This is a genomic window from Marinobacter sp. R17 (assembly GCF_003789045.1).
Lineage (GTDB): Bacteria > Pseudomonadota > Gammaproteobacteria > Pseudomonadales > Oleiphilaceae > Marinobacter_A > Marinobacter_A mangrovi.
Map to the genome: position 1 here is coordinate 82,018 of NZ_RHGZ01000002.1, position 19,398 is coordinate 101,415.

Genomic DNA, 19,398 nt, shown 5'->3' on the forward strand with positions numbered 1-19,398 from the left:
GCAGGCTTCAGTCCAATTCAAAGGTGGCGTTGACCGTCACCGTGACTTCCCGGTCGCCAACGGCGGTCACCGGGCCGCTCTTGCCGCGGGCTTCCGCCATCATCATGGGAACCGGGCGACCGCCGTAGCTGGTGGACAGCGATTTGACCTCACCACAGCTCTGGTTCAGGCGCTTGGCGATGAACTGGCACTGGTCCCTGGCATCATCGATCGCCTTGCCGAGGGCCTCCCGTTCCAGCGATTTCTCGTTGGAGTGGAAGAAGTTGCCCTCGCCGACATGGTATTCCATGCCCGCGTCCTGGGCAGCCTGCAGCACCGGGTTGAGGCTGTCCAGGGCCGACAGGGTAAAGCTGACGGACTGGGCGGCCACGCTCTGGGTCTGCGGTTTGTCGCCGTCCTTTTGTGGCGGCAGGCGTTGTGTATAGAGATTCAGGGCCGCGCTGTCGTAATCGTCCAACTGGTTGCGGTAGGCGCTGACATTGTCCTCCCACTGGGCGATGGTGGTCTTGACGGCCCGGGTCGCCGCCTGGGCGTCGGGATTTTCCGCCCGTGCGGTAAACTGCAGGCGGACGCTATCAGGGGTATAGGACACCTTACCTTCGCCGGTCACGTTGACTTCGCCGGCCAGGGCCAGACCCGGAGTGAATGCCAGGGCCAGCAACAGCGGGCGAGGGATGACCTTGTGGATACCGAGTTGATTGAACACCATAGATGGTTCCTTGTGTTGTCGGATCGGGGGCTTCAGGCCCCCGAAGAAGCGGATGTCCTGGGACATCGGGCGTTGTCGTTTTCTGCCGTGGCCGTCAAGCCGGAAGCCTTGATTCCGCCTTCCGGCACGAGTGAGAATGGACCAAAGTCAGTATCAGAGGTTCCTTCATGCTGGTTCATGAACAGCAGGTGCGCCTCACGCGCAGAGAGCAACAGGTCCTGCTGGAGCTCACCGGCCGCGATCCGTCGGCGATCCGCACCCGCGACGATCTGCGCCGCTACGCCGAGGCCAACCTGGCCGCGGAAGAGCATGATGTCGACACGTTACGTCGGCTCAAGTCCGTCCTCAGTAAATACCTGTTGGCTCTGTGAGCTAAAGGACCGGCCCCTCACTCCGCCCCAGTCGCTGTAACTTGTATTCCCTGGCCTGCTCGACAAAACATTCGAAAATACGCCGGTGCATCGGATGATAGAGCAGGTATTCCGGATGCCACTGTACCCCCAGAAGCCATTGCCCTTCCTCGCTCTCAACCGCCTGCACGAAATAGTCGTTGTCGATCGCGACCACCCGCAACCCCTGTCCCAGCCGCTTGATCGCCTGGCTGTGGATGCGGTTGGCGCCGATGGTGGTGGCGCGCATGATCTGGCCGAGGAGGCTGTCACGCACCAGGCGGACGGTCTGCAGGGGCAGCAGCAAGGGTCGGTGTCGCGTGTTGACGCGAAGCGGTGTGACGTTCTGGCACAGAGAGCCGCCCCGGAACACGTTGATCAACTGGGCGCCTCGGCAGATACCCAGCACCGGCAAGTGCAGGCGCTGACATTCTTCCAGCAGGTGCCAGTCGGTTGTATCGCGCATTCGGTCAAAGCGGGCGGTCACTTCCGGCTTGCGGCCGTATCGTTCCGGATGGACGTGTGTCCCCCCGGAAAGGATCAGGCCGTCGAGCAGGCTGACGTCCACCCGGGCGCCCGGGCGAATAAAGACGCTACGGGCGCCGTAAAGCGCCAGCCCAAGGCGCATCAGACGGTGTGTCAGCCGTTGTCGTGACGGTCCACTGATCCCGATGGTCAGCCCGGGTTCTGCGTAAGCCATTCGTCGCAGCGGTCCTTCCAGCTGGTGGTGAGGTTCTTGAAGCTGATCTTGCGGCTCTCACGGTAGAGCGCCATCAGCGACTGGAGCCGTTCGGCATCGGCCGCGAGGTTTTCCACCAGGACCCAGTCGTTCCAGACGGTGGAAAAGTGCCACTGCGGGTTGTCGATATCGCAGTCCGGCAGCCGGTAGTGCAGGGTGGGACGGGCTTTGACCCTTTCATCGTCGACGTATTGACGCAGGAGGGCATCGTCGAGGTGAGAGAACAGCGGCAACAGATCCAGAGCGCGGTTGCGCGTCGGGTTGTAGTGCAGGTAGTCCTTCATCAGCGTCGCCTGATCCGGGGTGTAGTCCGGCTGCATGATCAGGTCGACGTAATCGGTGTCCCAGGGCTCGATGTAGGTGGTGAACTTGCGGCTGATATCCAGCTGGTGACGGGACTTGAGCCAGTCGTAGAGCGCGGCGAAGGCCCGCAGGTAGGCCAGGATCGTCGCCGGTTCCAGATCGGGCAGTTCCGGGTTGAGCTGCAGGCCGAAGGCGTAGATCAGGGCTTCCCGGCTGCCTTCGGCACCGGCTTCACGCAGCTTGTCGCAAAGTGTCTCCATGGTTTTCAGGTCGGAGAGGGCCAGCGGCGGGCTGACGATCTCCAGGGGCACGATGCGCTCGGCGGCGGCGTCGATCACCTCCATGGCATGACTGCCCAGCTCCCGGATGGATTCGGGCAGGCGATCGTCCTGCAGGTCCAGGTCCTTGATCGGATCGGAATCCAGCTCGATGGTGAAATCGCCGAGCGGCGAGTCGAGCCGGCTCACGTACCGGGACTCCAGGCGGGGCTCTGCCTCCAGCAAACCCGCGCAGAGATTGACAAGACCGTCATAGGACAGGCCGGATATCTCCACTTCGACACCGACACGGCGTTCATCGCCGTCCCGGTTGTTGCGGATGCTGGGCATCCGGATTACCTGATCCGAGCTCATGTTCACTCCTTGTCTGAAAGCCGGACGAGGGTGTCGCAGCGTTTGCCGCACCCTCCGATCGATCGTCTACAGGCCTGCCAGGCAGGCCACTACTCGCTGTGGGTGACTCTATCACAGCCTCTCAGGCGAGTGCCGCTTAACAGACCGTCATTGCCGGTCCGAGCGTGCGACGCCGCTAGTGGCTGGCTGTTAGACTGAAGGAGGCTCTGGCGAGGGGGTTACCCTGCGTCGGGAGCCGGTAGTGCGCGATCGGGACGGGATGACCCCGCACCCTATGATGACCACTGGAGTAAACATCGACATGCTCGAGCAGACCCTGAAACAGCTAATCGGCCAATACCGACCCGAGAGCCTGATCGTTGCAGGGGATACGGCAGCCCGTATCGGTCGGATCTGGGCCGATCATGCCGGCTCGCAATTGCTGGATCTGAGCGGCGAGTCTGTTACGGGCCTGTCCCGTCAGACTGAAGTGGTCGACCTGGCGCTGGTGACCGACGTGCTGGGGACGCTTTCCCATGAAGACGCCCGGCAGCTGCTGGGTTGGCTGCGCAACGCGGGTGCCCGCCGGGTTGCGGTCAGCGTGCATCCGGACGATGACTGGTCGTTCAACGATATGATCAGCCTGGCCTTCACCCGCTATGCGACTCTGGACGACGGCATCGAACTGTTTACCTACGACATCGCCACCTACAACCGACCCCGGGACTGGAACAATCCCCGTTTCTGGGCCAACCCCGAGAATTGGGGCAAATACCGCTGGTAGCCCGTCATCAAGCGGGAGCGCGCCGACCTGATCCTGTATGAAGTGGGCGTTCGGTCCTCTTTGGCGGCATTTTCAGTGCGCCGGCACCGCGTTAGAGTAAGGACGATGGAAAGAATGTGGCGCCGGCGATGCAGTGGGTCAGCATTTTGCCCGCGGCGTCACGCCGTTATCAGGAGGTGGCTATGGACGAGCAATGCATCAGGGTCCGGATCTCCGGACAGGTTCAGGGCGTCTTTTTTCGTGCCAGTACGCAGGAACAGGCACAGGCGAAAGGCCTCTCCGGGTATGCCAAGAATCTGCCGGACGGGCGTGTCGAGGTCGTTGCCTGCGGTGACGGCGATGCCCTGGATCGTCTGGTGGAGTGGCTTCACAAGGGCCCTGAGCGGGCTCGGGTGGATCACGTGGATGTTGAGGCGGTCGGCTTCCGGAGCCATCAGGGTTTCCGCATCAAATAGTTGTATTCAGGGCTTGGATCCGATTTCTGTATACCGTCTTTACACTGGATGAAATACTGTATATAGTCGCTGATACTGTATATAAAGACAGGTCAACGGCATGAAGCTGACACCAAGACAAACCCAGGTACTGGATGTGATCCGTCGGTCGATCGACGAGACGGGTTATCCCCCCACGCGTGCGGAAATCGCCCAGGAGTTGGGCTTCAAGTCCGCAAACGCCGCGGAAGAACACCTGCGGGCGCTGGCCCGCAAGGGTGCGATCGAAATGGTGCCGGGCGCCAGTCGTGGCATCCGGTTGCCGGAAGCGGAAGAGGATCCGGGCCTGCCGATTGTCGGCCAGGTCGCTGCCGGCAGTCCCATTCTCGCGCAGGAACACATTGACGACTATTGTGCCCTGCAGCCAACCTTTTTCTCCCCATCCGCTGATTACCTGCTGCGCGTTCGCGGCATGAGTATGAAGGACATCGGTATCCTCGACGGCGATTTGCTGGCGGTTCACCGGACCCAGGACGTGCATAACGGTCAGGTGGTCGTGGCCCGGGTTGGCGAGGAAGTCACGGTCAAGCGCTACAAGCGCGACGGCTCCCGTGTCTACCTGATTGCCGAGAATGAGGAATTCGACCCCATCGAGGTTGATCTCACAGAGCAGGAACTGTTTATCGAAGGCCTGGGGGTGGGTGTGATCCGTCGTTCGGATATGCACTGACCACCCGGCACGCGAGCATTCGGAGGTGTCCCATGGAGCAGCTCAGTTTTAACCCGTCACTTTCCCGTCATCCGATGCCGGCGCCTGTTGTGGAGCCGGCCCTGGAACGACAGAGTCGTCGCCAGGAGACGGGCCGCCCGACCGGATCCGTTGATTTCGCGAGGAGCGCGTCGTCCCGCGGAGCATCGGCGCCTCAGGTACCCCAAGGTAATGTGACGGAGATTATCCTGCCGGAAGCGCAGGTGGAAAACATGCAGTTGCTCCTGCCCATGCTGACCCAGCTCAACCAGGAGCGCCGCTGGCTGGCGTGGATTGATCCGCCCCAGGCACTGATGCAGAAATGGCAGCAGATGCACGGTATCGTTGCCGGGGAAATCCTGGTGCTGCGTTCCAGCGATCAGCACGATGCGTCGTCACTGGCCGAGCGTGCTCTGCGGGCCGGAACGTGCCATGCGGTCGTGATGTGGACCGGTGGTGTTATGGGCGCGCCGGCGTTCGAGCGCCTGCAGTCGGCTTCAGCGCAGGGCAACAGTCATGGCGTCGTACTGCGCCAGAGGTAAGCTTTCGCGGGCGTGGCCGTTGAGCGCAGGGGCATTCGGATATCATGGTTCGCTCGGATGGGATGATCCCGGCCTACTGGCGACTTGTGGGCAAATCGAATCGCGCACATTCAGGTCGAGCATGGTAGGCGCTGTTGTTCCGGTTAGTCGGTCGTCGTGGTCGGGTCGCCGATGCTCTGGATGGGTCGTTTTTCAGGTTAGTTGGAGCGGGGGAGGTGGTGTGCGGCGAGCAGCCGCGCTGAACTCGCCACGATGAGAAGCAGGGCCTGGAAGATCCGGCCCTGTCAGTGAAGTGTTCTGGGGGTAACCGGTTTGGCGACCTCGGCCTCGGCGTCTTCATCATCCCAATCGATGGCATCTGCAATATTGCCCACCGCCTCGATACCGGCGGTCATCATCGCCTTGGCGACAGACAGGTCGCGATCTTCCATCATGTCCCGTGCTTCCTGGGAGAAAGAAATACGCACCAGCGGTGTGGTTTCGTCGTCCGCCCGGCGCAGGGCAAAGTCACCATCGGGAAGTTCGACAATTTCCAGAATCGATGTGGACATATAGACTGCCTTATCCTGAAGGCCATTGGCCTTTTCAAATCAGTGTGTTCGTTGTCGCCGCGTCATGGCATGGGGAGAGTGATTGGTCACCACTCGTCATGACGCTCCACGACCATTTCCAGATACGTTTTCATGCCGGCGGCGGTTTCCTGCAGTGCCGGCAGCGCGCGATCCGGCCCATTCTGGGACGCAATCGCAATCATGTTTTCCTGCTCGGTTGGCGCCTTGCGCTCTGTCGGTCTCTGTTGCTCACTGAGCAACTGTTCGATCTGTTGCCACCAGGAGCCGTGTTCCATAGCCAGGCGTTTCAGTTCTTCCACCTCGGCACGATCACCGCCAATGCTGTCTGCGAGGGCGTCCAGGCTTTGTGGTGCCTGCTGGCGCGCCTGGTAGATGTCGGCAATGACTCGCAGCAGGGCCTGGCGTGATTCGGCCAACAGGGCAATCCCGCCCTGAATGCTGGCTTCCCGCTCAACGGCGTGTTCCTGCTGCTCGGCAAGCCGGAACAGGGTGCTGGCCAGAAACAGCTTCTGTCTGGTGAATGACGGCCATTGTGACGCCATGTCGGAACCCCGTGACTCCATTGATCGCTACTGGTTGTGATTCTACCAGATTGTTGCCTGTGTTTCGCTGTCGTTGTGTGTCGATGATGGGCGCCTCGCAAGCTACCAATTAACAACTTCCTACAATTCAATGCTTGTCATCCGCTCGCCAATCAGGCAAAAAGCGCGCGCATTCGAAAAATATAACGACGTGTTCGCAACACGTTCGACGAAAGGTCGTCCGTGGCGGAATGCGTCCATGCTGGTTGGAGAACGGACTATGGGGAAGCAGACGCTTGCACTGATGGCAGTGTTGTCATTGGCCGGGATGGGCAGTATCGCCCAGGCCAAGGTATCCGACGCTGAGGCCGCCCGCCTGGATCAGGACCTGACACCGGTTGGCGCCGAGCGCGCCGGAAACCCGTCAGGCACGATCCCGGCCTGGGACGGCGGGCTGTCAACGCCGCCCGCGAGTTACCAGAAGGGCAAGATCGAGACGGATCCGTTTACCGATGACAAGCCGCTGTTCGTCATTACGGCCCGCAATGCCGATCTCTACAAGGACAAGCTGACCGCCGGCCATCGAAAACTGCTGGAGCAGTACGGCTCCGATTATGTGATGCCGGTCTACCGGACCCGGCGCACGGCGGCTTACCCCGAGCGAATCTATGATCGCCTGCGTGATAACGCCGTTTCTGCAACCCTGCTGGATAACGGTAATGGCGTGCGCGATACCATTGCCACCAGCCCGTTCCCGATACCGAAGAGCGGCCTGGAAGCGATCTGGAATCACATCCTGCGCTACCGCGGGGAAGAAGTGTCCTACCGTTCCGCCTTCGCCACACCGACGGTGGATGGATCGTTCACGCCGGTGCTGACCGAGTACGACTACTTCTTCGCCTACAGCGAGCCGGGCGCTACCCTCGCGGATATCGACAACAAGATCTTCTATCTGAAGACCCGGATTATGGCGCCCTCCAGTCTGGCCGGGACACTGAATCTGGTTCACGAGACGCTGGACCAGGTGCGGTCGCCGCGTCTGGCGTGGCGTTATGAATCCGGAGAGCGTCGCCTGCGTCGGTCCCCGAACCTGGCCTATACCACGGATCTGCCCAACAGCTCGTCGCTGCGCTCGGTGGATCAGAAGGATATGTATAACGGTGCGCCCAACCAGTACGACTGGGTGCTCAAGGGCAAGCGTGAAATCTACGTGCCCTACAACGCCTATCGCCTGCATCAGCCGTCCGCGACGGCCGACAGGATCGTCCAGGCGCGCCACATCAATCAGGAACTGACCCGTTACGAACTGCACCGGGTCTGGGTTGTGGAAGCTACCCTGCGGACCGGCATCGAGCACATTTATCATCGTCGTGTGTTCTACATCGACGAAGACAGTTGGCAGATCCTGGTGTCTGAAGAGTACGACGAGGACGGCAACCTCTGGCGGGTTTCAGAGGCTCACAACATCAGCTACTACACGGTACCGGTGTTCTGGACCACGCTGGAACTGACCTACGATCTCAAGTCCGACCGCTATTATGTGGACGGGCTCGATGATGGCCAGGGCCCGTATGATTTCCATCCGGGCTTCCGTGGCAACGAGTTCACTGCCTCTGCGGTACGTCGCTCAGCCCGCCGCTGATGAATATCGACGCCGATAAAACCCGATCCCTGTGGATCGGGTTTTTTGTTGGGACGCAAGCCTGGTGGCGTACCGGTCGGCGGCAGGCGATATCGCGGTTATACTGCGTGAATCATCCACTGAACGCCGGGAAGGGGAAGACCGAATGCCGAATGCACTGGAATCGCTGGATCGCCTGATCAACGCCTTTCGCGAAGCGCTCTCGCAGGATGACTGGGAGACACTGGGGCAGGTCAGTCAGTCCGTTCAGCCGACGGTTTCAGCGGTGGTTGCGGATGAGAGGAACGATCGCGACGAGCTGGAGCAGCGACTGCAAACCCTCCAGCAACTGATGGATGACGCTGCCCGGCGGGCGACCGAATCCCGGGATACGGCGGCGAGGGAGCTGCGGGGAATGAACCAGAACCGTAATGCGCTGCAGACCTACGCCAATGTCCGAGCCCGCGGGCGCCGGCCGTGATTTTTGGTAAAATTTTGCGTCATAAAATTGACTCAAACCTTTCCGGAGTCTTAACTACGCGTCAGAATTCAGGCAAACTGTGGCCTTTCCAGAGCATTGCCGAGGGGCTCCGGCATCCAATGCAGCACATCTTTCGCAGACCCGTCCCCGGGGCGATCTGACAGCTGGCTGGTCGGTGCCTTCCTGATAACCCGGAGACAAATCCCGCATGTCCAGCGAACACAATAAAATTCTGGTCCTGATTAGTAATGACGCAGTCCGTCGTGATCTGACAACGATCCTGGATTTTATCGGAGAGGTCTCTCAGGTGGTCGCCCCGGAGGCTTTGGCGAGTATTGAGACGACCGATCTGGCCGACGCGACGTCGGTGATGGTGGACAGCGCCGAGCCGGGGCTGGTCGACCTGCTCAAGCAGTTGGACGAACGCGATCCCGGGCTTCCTGTCCTGGTAGTGGGGGATCCCGATCTGGCCGATGCCAGCGAGGAAATCGCGAAGCGGGTGATCGCCCGCATGGAATGGCCCCTCAACTACACCAAATTTGTCGACTCCCTTTATCGCGGCCAGGTCTTCCGCGATCAGTACGCCCGTTCCAAAGAGCGGGGACAGCAGCGTAGCGTTCAGTTGTTCCGCAGTCTGGTGGGCACGAGTCGGAGCGTACAGCACGTGCGCCAGTTGATGAGCCAGGTGGCCGATAAGGAAGTCAGCGTGTTGATCACCGGCGAATCCGGAACCGGCAAGGAAGTGGTGGCGCGCAACCTGCACTACCATTCGCCGCGTCGCGACAAGCCCTTCGTACCGGTCAACTGCGGCGCCATTCCCGGCGAACTGCTGGAAAGCGAACTGTTCGGCCATGAGAAGGGCGCATTCACCGGGGCGATCACCGCCCGGATTGGGCGTTTCGAGATGGCCGAAGGCGGCACCCTGTTCCTCGACGAGATCGGCGATATGCCGCTCAACATGCAGGTCAAGATCCTGCGGGTCCTGCAGGAGAAAACCTTTGAACGGGTGGGCAGTAACCGCACCCAGAGCGCCGACGTTCGGGTCATCGCCGCCACCCACAAGAACCTCGAAGACATGATCGAGGGCGGCGACTTCCGGGAAGACCTCTACTACCGCCTTAACGTCTTTCCCATCGAGATGCCGGCCTTGCGCGAGCGTGTCGAGGACATTCCGCTGCTGGTGAACGAGCTGATCGCCCGCATGGAGAAGGAAAAGCGCGGCTCACTGCGCCTGAATTCCGCCGCCATCATGAGCCTGTGCCGCCATGACTGGCCGGGCAATGTGCGCGAACTGGCCAACTTGGTGGAGCGCCTGGCCATCATGCACCCCTACGGCGTGATCGGTGTCCAGGAGTTGCCCAAGAAGTTCCGCTATGTGGACGATTTCGATGAGAATCGGCCGATGGAAGATCAGGGCATGCCGGGTGCCGTGCCGGGCCTGGTGGGGCTGGATGCGCCGGCGCTACTGCCCGTCAACGGCATCGACCTGAAAGATTACCTGGGCAATCTTGAGAAGCAGCTGATCCAACAGGCGTTGGATGAAGCCGGCGGCGTTGTGGCCCGTGCGGCGGAAAAACTGCGCATTCGCCGGACCACGCTGGTGGAAAAAGTCCGCAAATACGGCCTGCGCGAAGAGACCTCCGAAAACGCCTGAATGTTCCGGGCCGGCTGTTCGTGGCCGGCCCGAATGCCTGATTCCTTCCACTGTCAAAATCCCGTTCCCGCCTTGTCTAACGCCTTCATATTCCGACAAATATCTGGCATCTCCGCTTTCTGTTTTCCGGAAACTTACTGAAAAGTAAGAAAAAATAAAAACTGGCACAGCAATAGCTTTAAGACCTGCAACGCTAATTATATTGCGGGCGTCGCGACCTTTCGTCGTGAGCCCGCAGCCGGGAGGTCAGGCATGAGCCAGCTGCAGTTTTCCGCCAAGTCATCCGCGACGGCCGGTGGGTCCAACGCCGCCGCCGACGCCAATCAGAAGGTGACGGCGCTGTTTCCGGAAGCCACCGACGATGCTGCGGTGGATTCCGCCCTGGACCTGTTCAACCGCATGTCCCGGCAGATTACCGATTCCTACCGCACGTTGGAGTCCCGGGTGAACCAGCTGTCTGGTGAACTGACCGCTGAGACCCGACAGCGCCAGCAGGAGCTGGAAGAGAAGGAGCGCCTGGCCGACCGACTGTCCACACTGCTCTCCGTCATGCCTGCGGGCGTGGTGGTTCTCGACAGCAAGGGCGTCGTCAGCCAGTGCAACCCGGCGGCGGTGTCGCTGCTCGGCGAGCCGCTGGAAGGGGAGGCCTGGCTTGAGGTGATCCGGCGCTGTTTCGCACCGCGTCGGGACGACGGTCATGAAGTCTCTCTGCGGGATGGCCGGCGGGTCAGCATTGAAATCCGCTCCATGGAAAACGAGCCGGGCCAGTTGATCCTGCTGAACGACCTGACAGAAACCCGTCGCCTCCAGGCCCAGCTGTCCCACGCCCAGCGCCTGTCGGCCATGGGCCGGATGGTGGCGTCGCTGGCCCACCAGATCCGTACACCGTTGTCCGCTGCCATTCTCTACGGCGGGCACCTGTCCCAGCCGGACCTGGAGCCGGAACTGCGCCAGCGTTGTGCCGATCGGCTGATGTCCCGACTGACTCATTTGGAACAACAGGTCCGCGACATGCTCATCTTTGCCCGGGGCGAAACGCGCCTGGCGGAACAGCTGTCCCTGGCGTCCCTGGGTGAGGCCCTGCAGGGCGCGGCCGATGGTCTGGCGCTGCGTCCGGAAACGACGTTGGAGTGGGCGCTGACACCGTCTACCGCGTCGATCCATTGTAATCGTGACGCGCTGGTCGGTGCCTGTTTGAACCTGGTGAACAACAGCCTGGAAGCCGGTGCCAATCATGTGACGGTGCGGGTCAGCGTGAGCGAAGGGCAGGCGGAAATCATTGTGGCCGACAACGGGCCGGGCTTTGCGCCGGAAGAGCGTGAGCAACTGCTCGAAGCGTTTTACACCACCAAATCCCAGGGCACCGGGCTGGGTCTGGCTGTGGTCCAGGCGGTGGTGAAAGCGCACAAGGGCGAGTTTGATCTGACGTCCGAGGGCTCAGGTGCGCAAGCGATTCTACGCCTGCCTCTGGCCCAGGACGCGGTTTAACACTGAACTCAAGAAACTGAGTACAAGAGTAAGGACAAGGCGGAGGCAATCATGGCCAAATCAACCGTTCTGATCGTCGAGGATGATCGTGACCTGCGCGAGGCGTTGGTGACGACCCTGGAGCTGGCGAAATTCAAGGTACGTGAAGCCGACTCCGCCGAGCAGGCGCTGCAGCGGCTGGCGGACGGCCCCGTCGATATTGTGGTGAGCGACGTCAACATGCCCGGTAAGTCCGGTCATGACCTGCTGTCGGACGTCCAGCGACTGCATCCGGGGCTGCCGATGATGCTGATTACCGCCTACGGCCAGATCAGCGACGCGGTGGCCGCGATGCAGGCCGGCGCCATCGATTACCTGGTCAAGCCGTTCGAGCCGCAGGTGCTGGTAGAGGCGGTTGGTCGCGTTGTGGGCGGCGATGGCTCCCGCCGCAAGGACGAGCCGGTAGCGGAAGATCCGGTCAGCCAGCGTATGTTCCAACTGGCCCGCAAGGTAGCCGCCAGTGATTCGACGGTGATGATCTCCGGCGAGAGCGGGACGGGTAAGGAAGTGCTGGCTCGCTATATCCATCAGTATTCCTCGCGGGCGGATCAGCCGTTCGTGGCGATCAACTGCGCGGCGATTCCCGAAAACATGCTGGAAGCGATCCTGTTTGGTCACGAGAAAGGGGCCTTTACAGGCGCCCACGCCTCATCGCCGGGCAAATTCGAGCAGGCCAACGGCGGCACGTTGCTGCTGGACGAGATTTCCGAAATGGACATGGGCTTGCAGGCCAAGCTGCTGCGGGTCCTTCAGGAAAGAGAGGTGGAGCGCGTCGGCGGTCGCAAGCCGATCCGGCTGGATGTGCGCGTGCTGGCCACCACCAACCGTGACCTGGCGGATTATGTCCGCGAAGGCAAATTCCGGGAAGACCTTTACTATCGCCTGAGCGTCTTCCCGATGCAGTGGCAGCCGTTGCGCGAGCGCCCGCGGGACATTATGCCCCTGGCGCGCCACCTGCTGAAGTCCCACAGTCGCAAGATGAAGCTGACTGGCATCAGCTTCAGCCGCGATGCCGAGCAGGCCCTGCGCCATCACAGCTGGCCGGGCAACGTTCGTGAGCTGGACAATGCCATCCAGCGGGCGTTGGTGCTGCTCCAGGGTCAGGACATCGTCGCCGACGATCTGTGTCTGGACATGGGCATTACCGGACTGAGTCCCCGCACCGTGCCAACCCCGCCGCAACCGGTGGTTGAAGAACCGACGCTGCCGGTCAGTGAGCCGCTCCAGACGGAAATGACCGAAGAAGAGGCCGAGTCCGGTTCATTGGGGCAGGACCTCAAACAACGTGAATTCCGCATCATCATCGATGCCCTCAAGCGTGAGCGCGGCCGCCGGAATCGCGCCGCCGAGCAGTTGGGCATCAGTCCCCGCACGCTGCGCTACAAACTGGCCCAAATGCGTGATTTCGGTATCGACCTCGACGCGGAGCTGGCCACAGCCTGATCCGCATTGTGAACCCCTGATTGACTCCTGCGTTAACTCCTTCGTCTGGCACCTTCGGGTGCCACTTTTTTGTTACCGGCCCGTTGGTCCTTCGGCGCTGCTGCCTGGCGCCAGTCAATTATTTGGCAAGGTTCCGGTAACAATATCGAAAACTCTACTTATCCTTATGAAAATTAACGTTATTTATGGTTTGGCCCGGACTTTGCTTTAAATCCTCCAGCAATGACTGATCAACGCGAGCCGGTTTGCTGTCAGGCGCAACCGGCGAGGAGAGAGCACCATGGTTCAACGGGCCGACATCAACAACGTCCTTTCCGAGATTCGTTCTCTGCGCTCGCAGATGATGCAGAATCAGCGGGTCGAGCAGGAGAACCAGCTCAAGGGTTCCCTCGACAGCGTCCGCAAGCCCAATGGTCCCAGCGAAACCCAGGAAGCCCCGGGGTTTGGTGACATGCTCAAGCAGGCCGTAGATGGCGTGAACGAGCTGCAGTCCAACTCCACGCAACTGGCCACGGCCTACGAGAAAGGCGATCCCAATGTGGATATTGCCCGGGTTATGATTGCCTCGCAGAAAGCCTCGGTCTCTTTCGAAGCCCTGACTCAGGTCCGCAACCGTGTGGTGCAGGCCTATGAAGACATCATGAACATGCCGGTCTGATAGCGGAGCAGAACCATGGCCAGTGCAGCCGCCGAAGCAACAACATCCAATACACCGGCAACGACCGACGCCGGCAATGAAAGCCAGAGCGATCTCCTGTTCGGCTTCAATCGCCTGACCCTGCTGCGCCAGATTGGCCTGATGGTAGGGCTGGCAGCCAGCGTCGCGCTGGGCGTCGCGGTGGTACTCTGGGCCCAGGAGCCCAACTACCAACCGGTATTGGGGGATCTGTCCAGTTACAACACCCAGGAAGTCACCAATATCCTGGATCAGTCCGGTATCGACTATCACATGGAGCCCCGTACCGGTGCGCTCCTGGTTGCCTCGGATGACGTCTATAACGCCCGCCTCAAGCTGGCCACCGCTGGCGTCACCGACGAGAAAACCGTTGGTTATGAACTGCTCGACAAGGAGCAGGGGCTGGGCACGTCCCAGTTCATGGAAAACATCAGCTACCGCCGCGGCCTGGAAGGGGAGCTGGCGCGTACCATTTCCAGTATGAGCAACGTCCACGGGGCGCGTGTCCACCTGGCGATTCCCAAGCGTTCCGTATTTGTCCGGGATGCCCGTGAACCGTCGGCGTCTGTCTTCCTGGAGGTCTACTCCGGTCGGCGCCTTTCGGACGAACAAATTTCCGCCGTCGTCAATCTCGTGGCCGGCAGCGTGCCGGAAATGAAGCGGGAGCACGTCACCGTTGTGGATCAGAACGGCAACCTGCTGACCAATGATGACGAGGACAGCGACGCCAAGCAGATGCAGGACCAGTATGAATACGCGTCCCGCATCGAGGACAAGCTCAACAAGCGGGTCGCCAGTATTCTGGCGCCGGTGGTCGGTGACGACCGCTTCCGCGCCGAAGTCTCGGCGGATCTGGATTTCTCCAACGTGGAGAAAGCCCAGGAACTCTACAACCCCGAACAGCGGGCCATCCGGTCCGAGCGGAAGATGAGCGAGCAGCGGACTGCGGGGGCTCAGGGCGGGATTCCGGGTGCGCTCAGCAATCAGCCGCCAGGCAATGCGACGGCACCGGAAGTGGCCAACAACAACCAGGCCCAGCAGAATCAGCAGAACGGTCAGGGTCAGCAGGGGCAACAGAACCAGCAGCAAAGTACGCCGGTTAACGTCCGCACCGAGTCGACCAAGAACTATGAGATGGACCGTTCCGTCAGCTACATTCGTCAGGAGCAGGGCACGGTCCAGCGTCTGACCGTTGCCGTGGCCGTGGACGACAAGCGGGTGGTCAATCCCGACACCGGCGAAGTCAGTTACCAGCCCTGGTCGGAGCAGGAGTTGCAGCGCCTGACCCTGCTGGTGCGGGATGCGGTAGGTTACTCGGCAGCCCGTGGCGACAGTGTGACCGTCATGAATACGGCGTTTGCGCCGGAGCAGCAGGTGGCCTTTGAAAAACCGGGCTTCTGGGAGCAGCCCTGGTTCTGGGATCTGATGAAGCAGGTGCTGGCGGGTCTGGTGATCCTGATCCTGGTCCTTGGTCTGCTGCGCCCGACCCTGAAGAGCCTGTCCGGCGCCGGTCGCAGCGAGCGCGACCGGTCACTGGGTTCGGACGATTACGACAGCCTGCAGGGCATCGAAGGTGACGACGCCCTGCGCAGCGCCATGGATCGCAGCGACGACCTCCTTTTGCCTGGTGCGACAGATAGCTATGATAAGCAACTGAACGCATTGAAAGGCGTGATTTCGGAAGACCCGGCTCGGGTCGCCCAGGTCATGCGCCAGTGGGTAAACGTGGATGACTGACGACAACGCAGCGCAAAACCAGCCGGCCAAGGAGCAGGCCAAGCCGATGCGCAAGATTCCCCGGGTGGAGCAGGCTGCTATCCTGCTGATGAGCCTGGGTGAAGCGGATGCTGCGCAGATCCTCAAGCACATGGGGCCGAAGGAGGTCCAGCGCGTGGGGGTCGCCATGGCCCAGATGAAGGACGTCAGCCGCGAAGAGGTCAAGTATGTGCTGGATCAGTTCGTCGACGCCGTGGGCGGGCAAACCGGTCTGGGCGTGGGTAACGACGACTACATCCGGGCGATGCTGACCCAGGCACTGGGTGACGACAAAGCCTCCAGCCTGATTGACCGGATCCTGATTGGCGGTAACACCACCGGTCTGGATACCCTGAAGTGGATGGAGCCACGGGCGGTGGCGGACATCATTCGCTACGAACACCCCCAGATCCAGGCCATTGTCGTGTCCTACCTGGACCCGGATCAGGCCGCCGAAATCCTCGCTACCCTGGACGACAAGGTCCGGCTGGATGTCCTGATGCGGGTAGCCTCGCTGGAGAGCGTCCAGCCCCAGGCCCTGCAGGAACTCAACGACATCCTTGAGAAACAGTTCTCCGGCGGCTCTACCACCCAAACCAGCCGGATTGGCGGGGTCAAGCGGGCGGCTGATATCATGAACTTCATGGACCGCAGCGTCGAAGGCAACCTGATGGATTCCATCAAGGACATGGATCCGGATCTGGCATCGACCATCGAAGACCTGATGTTCGTCTTTGACAACCTCAAGGACATCGATGACCGGGGCATTCAGGCCCTGCTTCGCGAAGTCTCTTCCGAAGTCCTGGTCGTGGCACTCAAGGGTGCCGATGACGAGGTCAAGGACAAGATCTTCAAGAACATGTCCAAACGCGCGTCCGAGCTGCTGGCGGATGACCTGGAGGCCAAGGGGCCGGTCCGCGTCAGCGAAGTGGAAACGGCGCAGAAAGACATTATCACCATTGCCCGCCGAATGGCTGAAGCGGGTGAAATCACCCTCGGCGGTTCCGGCGAAGAAATGATGTAATGAAACACAAGGGCCATCGTGATCGAATTCCTTCCGAAGAGCTGACTGCCTACGAGCGTTGGGAGCTCCCGCTGCTTGATGAAAAAGGCAACATGGTGGCGCATTCCCGGGAGGAAGATCGCAACGTCAAACCGCTGACGGCTGCCGATCTGGAAGCCATTCGCAAGGAAGCCTGGGAAGACGGTCAGAAGGAGGGGCAGGAAGCCGGCCACGAGGAAGGTCTGACCCGCGGTCGGGAAGCCGGCCACCAGGAAGGGTTCCAGCAGGGGCTGGAAGAGGGCCGTACCCAGGGCCGGGAAGAAGCGCTGCAACAGACCCGTGAAGAGGTCGAGGCCCGGCTGAAGCAGCTCGAAGCCATCATGGCCGATCTGGTGGATCCCATCCATCGCCATGAGGACGAGCTGGAAACGGCCCTGTTCAATCTGAGCACCGTTCTGGCCCGTGCGGTGGTCTATCGGGAGTTGCAAACCGATTCGTCCCAGATCCGCACCGTGGTCCGTGAAGCCATAGCCAGCCTGCCGTCCACCCAGGATAACGTACGCATCCGCGTCAATCCGTCGGACCTGGAATGGGTCCGGGATGTGGCCGGCCGTCTGGAAGCCGAAGCCAGTGTCGTCGAAGACGAGACCATCCTGGCCGGCGGCTGCAAGGTGGAAACCCGCCACAGCCTGGTGGATTTCACGGTGGAGAAACGCTTCCAGAAAGCCGTCCAGCGCATGCTGGATCAGCAACTGGACAGTGACGAGCCCGGCGACAGCGTCGAGCTGGATGCCATGATGGGCGACCTGACGGATTTCCATCGCGACGTGCTGGAAACCGGCAACGCCGACGACCAGACAGCGTCCGGCCCGACCGACACGGACACCGAGACCGACCGCGGGGAGGATGACCGTGACGAGCACTCTGGCTGACCGCCTCAACCGACTCCAGGATTACTTGCCACCACAGATCGAACCGGAGCTGTCCGGGCGCCTGACTCGTATGGTCGGGCTGACGCTGGAGTGCGTCGGCTGCCCGATGGTGGTGGGCGATCGCTGCGTGATCCAGGGGCAGGGTATTGGCAGTGTTGAGGCGGAAGTGGTCGGTTTCGAGGATGACCGCGTCTACCTGATGCCGTTGACCGCCATCGAGGGGCTGCGACCCGGCGCCCGTGTTGTGCCGCTGTCTTCGGCGAGCCGGGTGCCGGTGGGACCTGAGCTACTGGGCCGGGTGATCAACGGTTCCGGTGTGCCGCTGGACGGCGGTGGCCCCCTGCGGGCCGAAGCCCAGGTGGGCCTGGCCGGCGAAATCATCAACCCCCTGCACCGAGCCCCGGTCCGGCAGAGCCTGGACGTCGGGATTCGAGCCATCAATTCGCTGCTGACGGTCGGCCAGGGCCAGCGCCTGGGGCTGTTCGCCGGTAGTGGTGTGGGCAAGAGTATGCTGTTGGGCATGATGACCCGGTTCACCGACGCGGACATCACCGTCGTCGGCCTGATCGGCGAACGGGGCCGAGAGGTGAAGGAATTCATCGAAGACATCCTCGGCGATGAGGGTCTGGCCCGTTCCGTGGTCGTGGCCTCACCGGCGGACGATTCGCCCCTGATGCGCTTGCGCGCCGCCATGCTCACCACGCGCATCGCCGAGTATTTCCGTGACCGGGGCAAACGCGTCCTGCTGTTGATGGACTCGCTGACCCGTTACGCCCAGGCCCAGCGGGAGATTGCGCTGGCAGTCGGCGAGCCACCAGCGACCAAGGGCTATCCGCCGTCGGTCTTTGCCAAGCTGCCCCAGTTGGTGGAACGTACGGGTAACGGCAAGCCCGGTGGCGGGTCGATTACCGCGTTCTACACGGTCCTGACCGAAGGCGATGACCAGCAAGATCCGATAGCCGACGCGGCCCGGGCGATCCTGGACGGCCACATTGTGCTGTCCCGCTCGCTGGCGGAAGAGGGGCATTATCCGGCCATTGATGTGGAAGCCTCGGTCAGCCGGGTCATGCCCCAGGTGACGGCCAACGAGCATTTCCGCAAAGCCCAGGAATTCAAACAGGTTTTCGCCCGCTACCAGCAGGCGCGGGATCTGATCAGCGTCGGCGCGTACGTCAAAGGGTCCGATCCGGAGACCGATTACGCCATCGAACGCATCGACGACATGCGTGCCTTCCTGCGCCAGGGGCTGAAAGAGAGCGCGCCCTACCAGGCCAGCGTTGACCGGTTACAGGAGGTGCTGCCCAATCGCAAGAACCGGGCGCCGGAACCGCCGCAGCAGGGTAACGTATGAAACCGCGGTCCGAACGGCTAGAAGTGGTCCTGTCGCTGGAGCAGCGCCGCGAGGACCAGGCGCTGGATGGGCTTAACCGTGCGCGCCAGCACATGCAGCAACAACAACACCAGCTGGATGAGCTGCGCCGCTACCAGGCCGACTACCGGGACCAGATGCGCCGCGGTCAGCAAGGGGTGGTGTCGGTGACCAAGCTGCAGGGCTGGCAGGCCTTCATTGCCCAGCTCGATCAGGCCATCGTGTCCCAGGAACAACAGGTCCGCAAAGCGGTTGAAGCGTTTGAAAAGGCCCGGGATGTCTGGCGCGAGGCTTATGAACGTCGCAAGGGCATGGCGCGTCACATTGAAGCCTGCCGGGCCCAGGAGCAGCGCCAGCAGGACCTGCGGGACCAGAAACAGGCTGACGAAGCCGCCAATCGAATGCACGCCCGACGCCGTTTGACGTGATCCGTCGGGGAATCCACTTTAAATTTACGCATGCATTTCGCCGAGTTTTGTCTATCCTCAATGCCGTGGAATAATCAAAAATGAGTTCGGAGACATCCCGGACACTCGGCGTAAAGGACATACCCGGGGCAGGGCCGCAGACGCCATTCAAAGGTGC

At 61.4% G+C, this 19,398-nt stretch carries 21 protein-coding genes; 16 read left to right on the top strand and 5 right to left on the bottom strand.

From position 1 onward, the window contains the following. Window positions 1-7: 7 nt before the first annotated feature. Window positions 8-709: an SIMPL domain-containing protein gene (locus EB809_RS02330; protein ID WP_123633172.1), complete on the bottom strand. Its 702-nt coding sequence runs from the start codon at window positions 707-709 to the stop codon at window positions 8-10. A gap of 167 nt (window positions 710-876) precedes the next feature. Between EB809_RS02330 and EB809_RS02335 the strand changes: the two genes are divergently transcribed. Then, window positions 877-1,080 carry a hypothetical protein gene (locus tag EB809_RS02335; protein WP_123633174.1) on the top strand — a complete coding sequence of 68 codons (204 nt, stop codon included), beginning with the start codon at window positions 877-879 and terminating at the stop codon, window positions 1,078-1,080. 1 nt (window position 1,081) lies between these two features. Here EB809_RS02335 and EB809_RS02340 read toward each other — a convergent pair whose 3' ends face one another. Together EB809_RS02340 and EB809_RS02345 are read right to left on the bottom strand one after the other, a co-directional pair. Next, complete coding sequence (locus tag EB809_RS02340; RefSeq protein ID WP_123633176.1) at window positions 1,082-1,798, bottom strand: gamma-glutamyl-gamma-aminobutyrate hydrolase family protein; 717 nt, start codon at window positions 1,796-1,798, stop codon at window positions 1,082-1,084. Next, window positions 1,774-2,772 carry an amidoligase family protein gene (locus tag EB809_RS02345; RefSeq protein ID WP_123633178.1) on the bottom strand — a complete coding sequence of 333 codons (999 nt, stop codon included), beginning with the start codon at window positions 2,770-2,772 and terminating at the stop codon, window positions 1,774-1,776. The genes EB809_RS02340 and EB809_RS02345 overlap by 25 nt, the downstream gene beginning before the upstream one ends. 274 nt (window positions 2,773-3,046) lie before the next feature. Between EB809_RS02345 and EB809_RS02350 the strand changes: the two genes are divergently transcribed. The 4 genes from EB809_RS02350 (at window position 3,047) to EB809_RS02365 (ending at window position 5,259) form a co-directional block, all read left to right on the top strand. Beyond that, window positions 3,047-3,535, top strand: a complete 489-nt coding sequence (locus EB809_RS02350) for a DUF6231 family protein (protein ID WP_123633180.1) — start codon at window positions 3,047-3,049, stop codon at window positions 3,533-3,535. A 182-nt stretch (window positions 3,536-3,717) separates the two neighbouring features. Beyond that, window positions 3,718-3,990 carry an acylphosphatase gene (locus EB809_RS02355; protein WP_123633181.1) on the top strand — a complete coding sequence of 91 codons (273 nt, stop codon included), beginning with the start codon at window positions 3,718-3,720 and terminating at the stop codon, window positions 3,988-3,990. 100 nt (window positions 3,991-4,090) lie between these two features. After that, a complete protein-coding gene (gene lexA / locus EB809_RS02360) occupies window positions 4,091-4,699 on the top strand; it encodes a transcriptional repressor LexA (protein ID WP_123633183.1) in 609 nt (202 codons plus the stop codon). Window positions 4,700-4,731: 32 nt separating this feature from the next. Continuing rightward, the gene (locus EB809_RS02365; RefSeq protein ID WP_123633185.1) at window positions 4,732-5,259 is read left to right on the top strand and encodes a cell division inhibitor SulA; all 528 of its coding nucleotides are present in this window, start codon (window positions 4,732-4,734) and stop codon (window positions 5,257-5,259) included. 284 nt (window positions 5,260-5,543) lie between these two features. Here EB809_RS02365 and EB809_RS02370 read toward each other — a convergent pair whose 3' ends face one another. Together EB809_RS02370 and EB809_RS02375 are read right to left on the bottom strand one after the other, a co-directional pair. Then, entirely contained in the window at window positions 5,544-5,810 is a 267-nt protein-coding gene (locus tag EB809_RS02370) for a hypothetical protein (protein ID WP_123633187.1), read from the bottom strand. Between the two features lie 86 nt (window positions 5,811-5,896). Then, complete coding sequence (locus EB809_RS02375; protein ID WP_123633189.1) at window positions 5,897-6,373, bottom strand: DUF6586 family protein; 477 nt, start codon at window positions 6,371-6,373, stop codon at window positions 5,897-5,899. A gap of 259 nt (window positions 6,374-6,632) precedes the next feature. Between EB809_RS02375 and EB809_RS02380 the strand changes: the two genes are divergently transcribed. The 11 genes from EB809_RS02380 to fliJ all read left to right on the top strand — a co-directional run bounded on the left by EB809_RS02380 (window position 6,633) and on the right by fliJ (window position 19,241). Then, the gene (locus EB809_RS02380) at window positions 6,633-7,994 is read left to right on the top strand and encodes a DUF1329 domain-containing protein (RefSeq protein WP_123633191.1); all 1,362 of its coding nucleotides are present in this window, start codon (window positions 6,633-6,635) and stop codon (window positions 7,992-7,994) included. 145 nt (window positions 7,995-8,139) lie between these two features. Continuing rightward, window positions 8,140-8,454, top strand: coding sequence for an SOS cell division inhibitor (locus EB809_RS02385; protein WP_123633193.1), 315 nt, complete (start codon window positions 8,140-8,142; stop codon window positions 8,452-8,454). A 208-nt stretch (window positions 8,455-8,662) separates the two neighbouring features. Beyond that, complete coding sequence (locus EB809_RS02390; protein WP_123633194.1) at window positions 8,663-10,108, top strand: sigma-54 dependent transcriptional regulator; 1,446 nt, start codon at window positions 8,663-8,665, stop codon at window positions 10,106-10,108. Between the two features lie 252 nt (window positions 10,109-10,360). Continuing rightward, complete coding sequence (locus tag EB809_RS02395; protein ID WP_123633196.1) at window positions 10,361-11,596, top strand: sensor histidine kinase; 1,236 nt, start codon at window positions 10,361-10,363, stop codon at window positions 11,594-11,596. Window positions 11,597-11,647: 51 nt separating this feature from the next. Next, window positions 11,648-13,078 carry a sigma-54-dependent transcriptional regulator gene (locus tag EB809_RS02400; RefSeq protein WP_123633198.1) on the top strand — a complete coding sequence of 477 codons (1,431 nt, stop codon included), beginning with the start codon at window positions 11,648-11,650 and terminating at the stop codon, window positions 13,076-13,078. 280 nt (window positions 13,079-13,358) lie between these two features. Continuing rightward, entirely contained in the window at window positions 13,359-13,736 is a 378-nt protein-coding gene (fliE, locus tag EB809_RS02405) for a flagellar hook-basal body complex protein FliE (protein ID WP_123633200.1), read from the top strand. A gap of 15 nt (window positions 13,737-13,751) precedes the next feature. Then, window positions 13,752-15,491 carry a flagellar basal-body MS-ring/collar protein FliF gene (fliF, locus tag EB809_RS02410; protein ID WP_123633203.1) on the top strand — a complete coding sequence of 580 codons (1,740 nt, stop codon included), beginning with the start codon at window positions 13,752-13,754 and terminating at the stop codon, window positions 15,489-15,491. A 46-nt stretch (window positions 15,492-15,537) separates the two neighbouring features. Beyond that, on the top strand, window positions 15,538-16,533 hold the full coding sequence (fliG, locus tag EB809_RS02415; protein WP_263316969.1) for a flagellar motor switch protein FliG: 996 nt from the start codon (window positions 15,538-15,540) through the stop codon (window positions 16,531-16,533). Next, window positions 16,533-17,444, top strand: coding sequence for a flagellar assembly protein FliH (locus EB809_RS02420; protein WP_123633207.1), 912 nt, complete (start codon window positions 16,533-16,535; stop codon window positions 17,442-17,444). Before fliG ends, EB809_RS02420 begins: the two co-directional genes overlap by 1 nt. Then, window positions 17,425-18,795, top strand: a complete 1,371-nt coding sequence (fliI, locus tag EB809_RS02425) for a flagellar protein export ATPase FliI (protein WP_123633209.1) — start codon at window positions 17,425-17,427, stop codon at window positions 18,793-18,795. The genes EB809_RS02420 and fliI overlap by 20 nt, the downstream gene beginning before the upstream one ends. Continuing rightward, the gene (gene fliJ, locus EB809_RS02430) at window positions 18,792-19,241 is read left to right on the top strand and encodes a flagellar export protein FliJ (RefSeq protein ID WP_123633211.1); all 450 of its coding nucleotides are present in this window, start codon (window positions 18,792-18,794) and stop codon (window positions 19,239-19,241) included. The genes fliI and fliJ overlap by 4 nt, the downstream gene beginning before the upstream one ends. Window positions 19,242-19,398 lie beyond the last annotated feature (157 nt).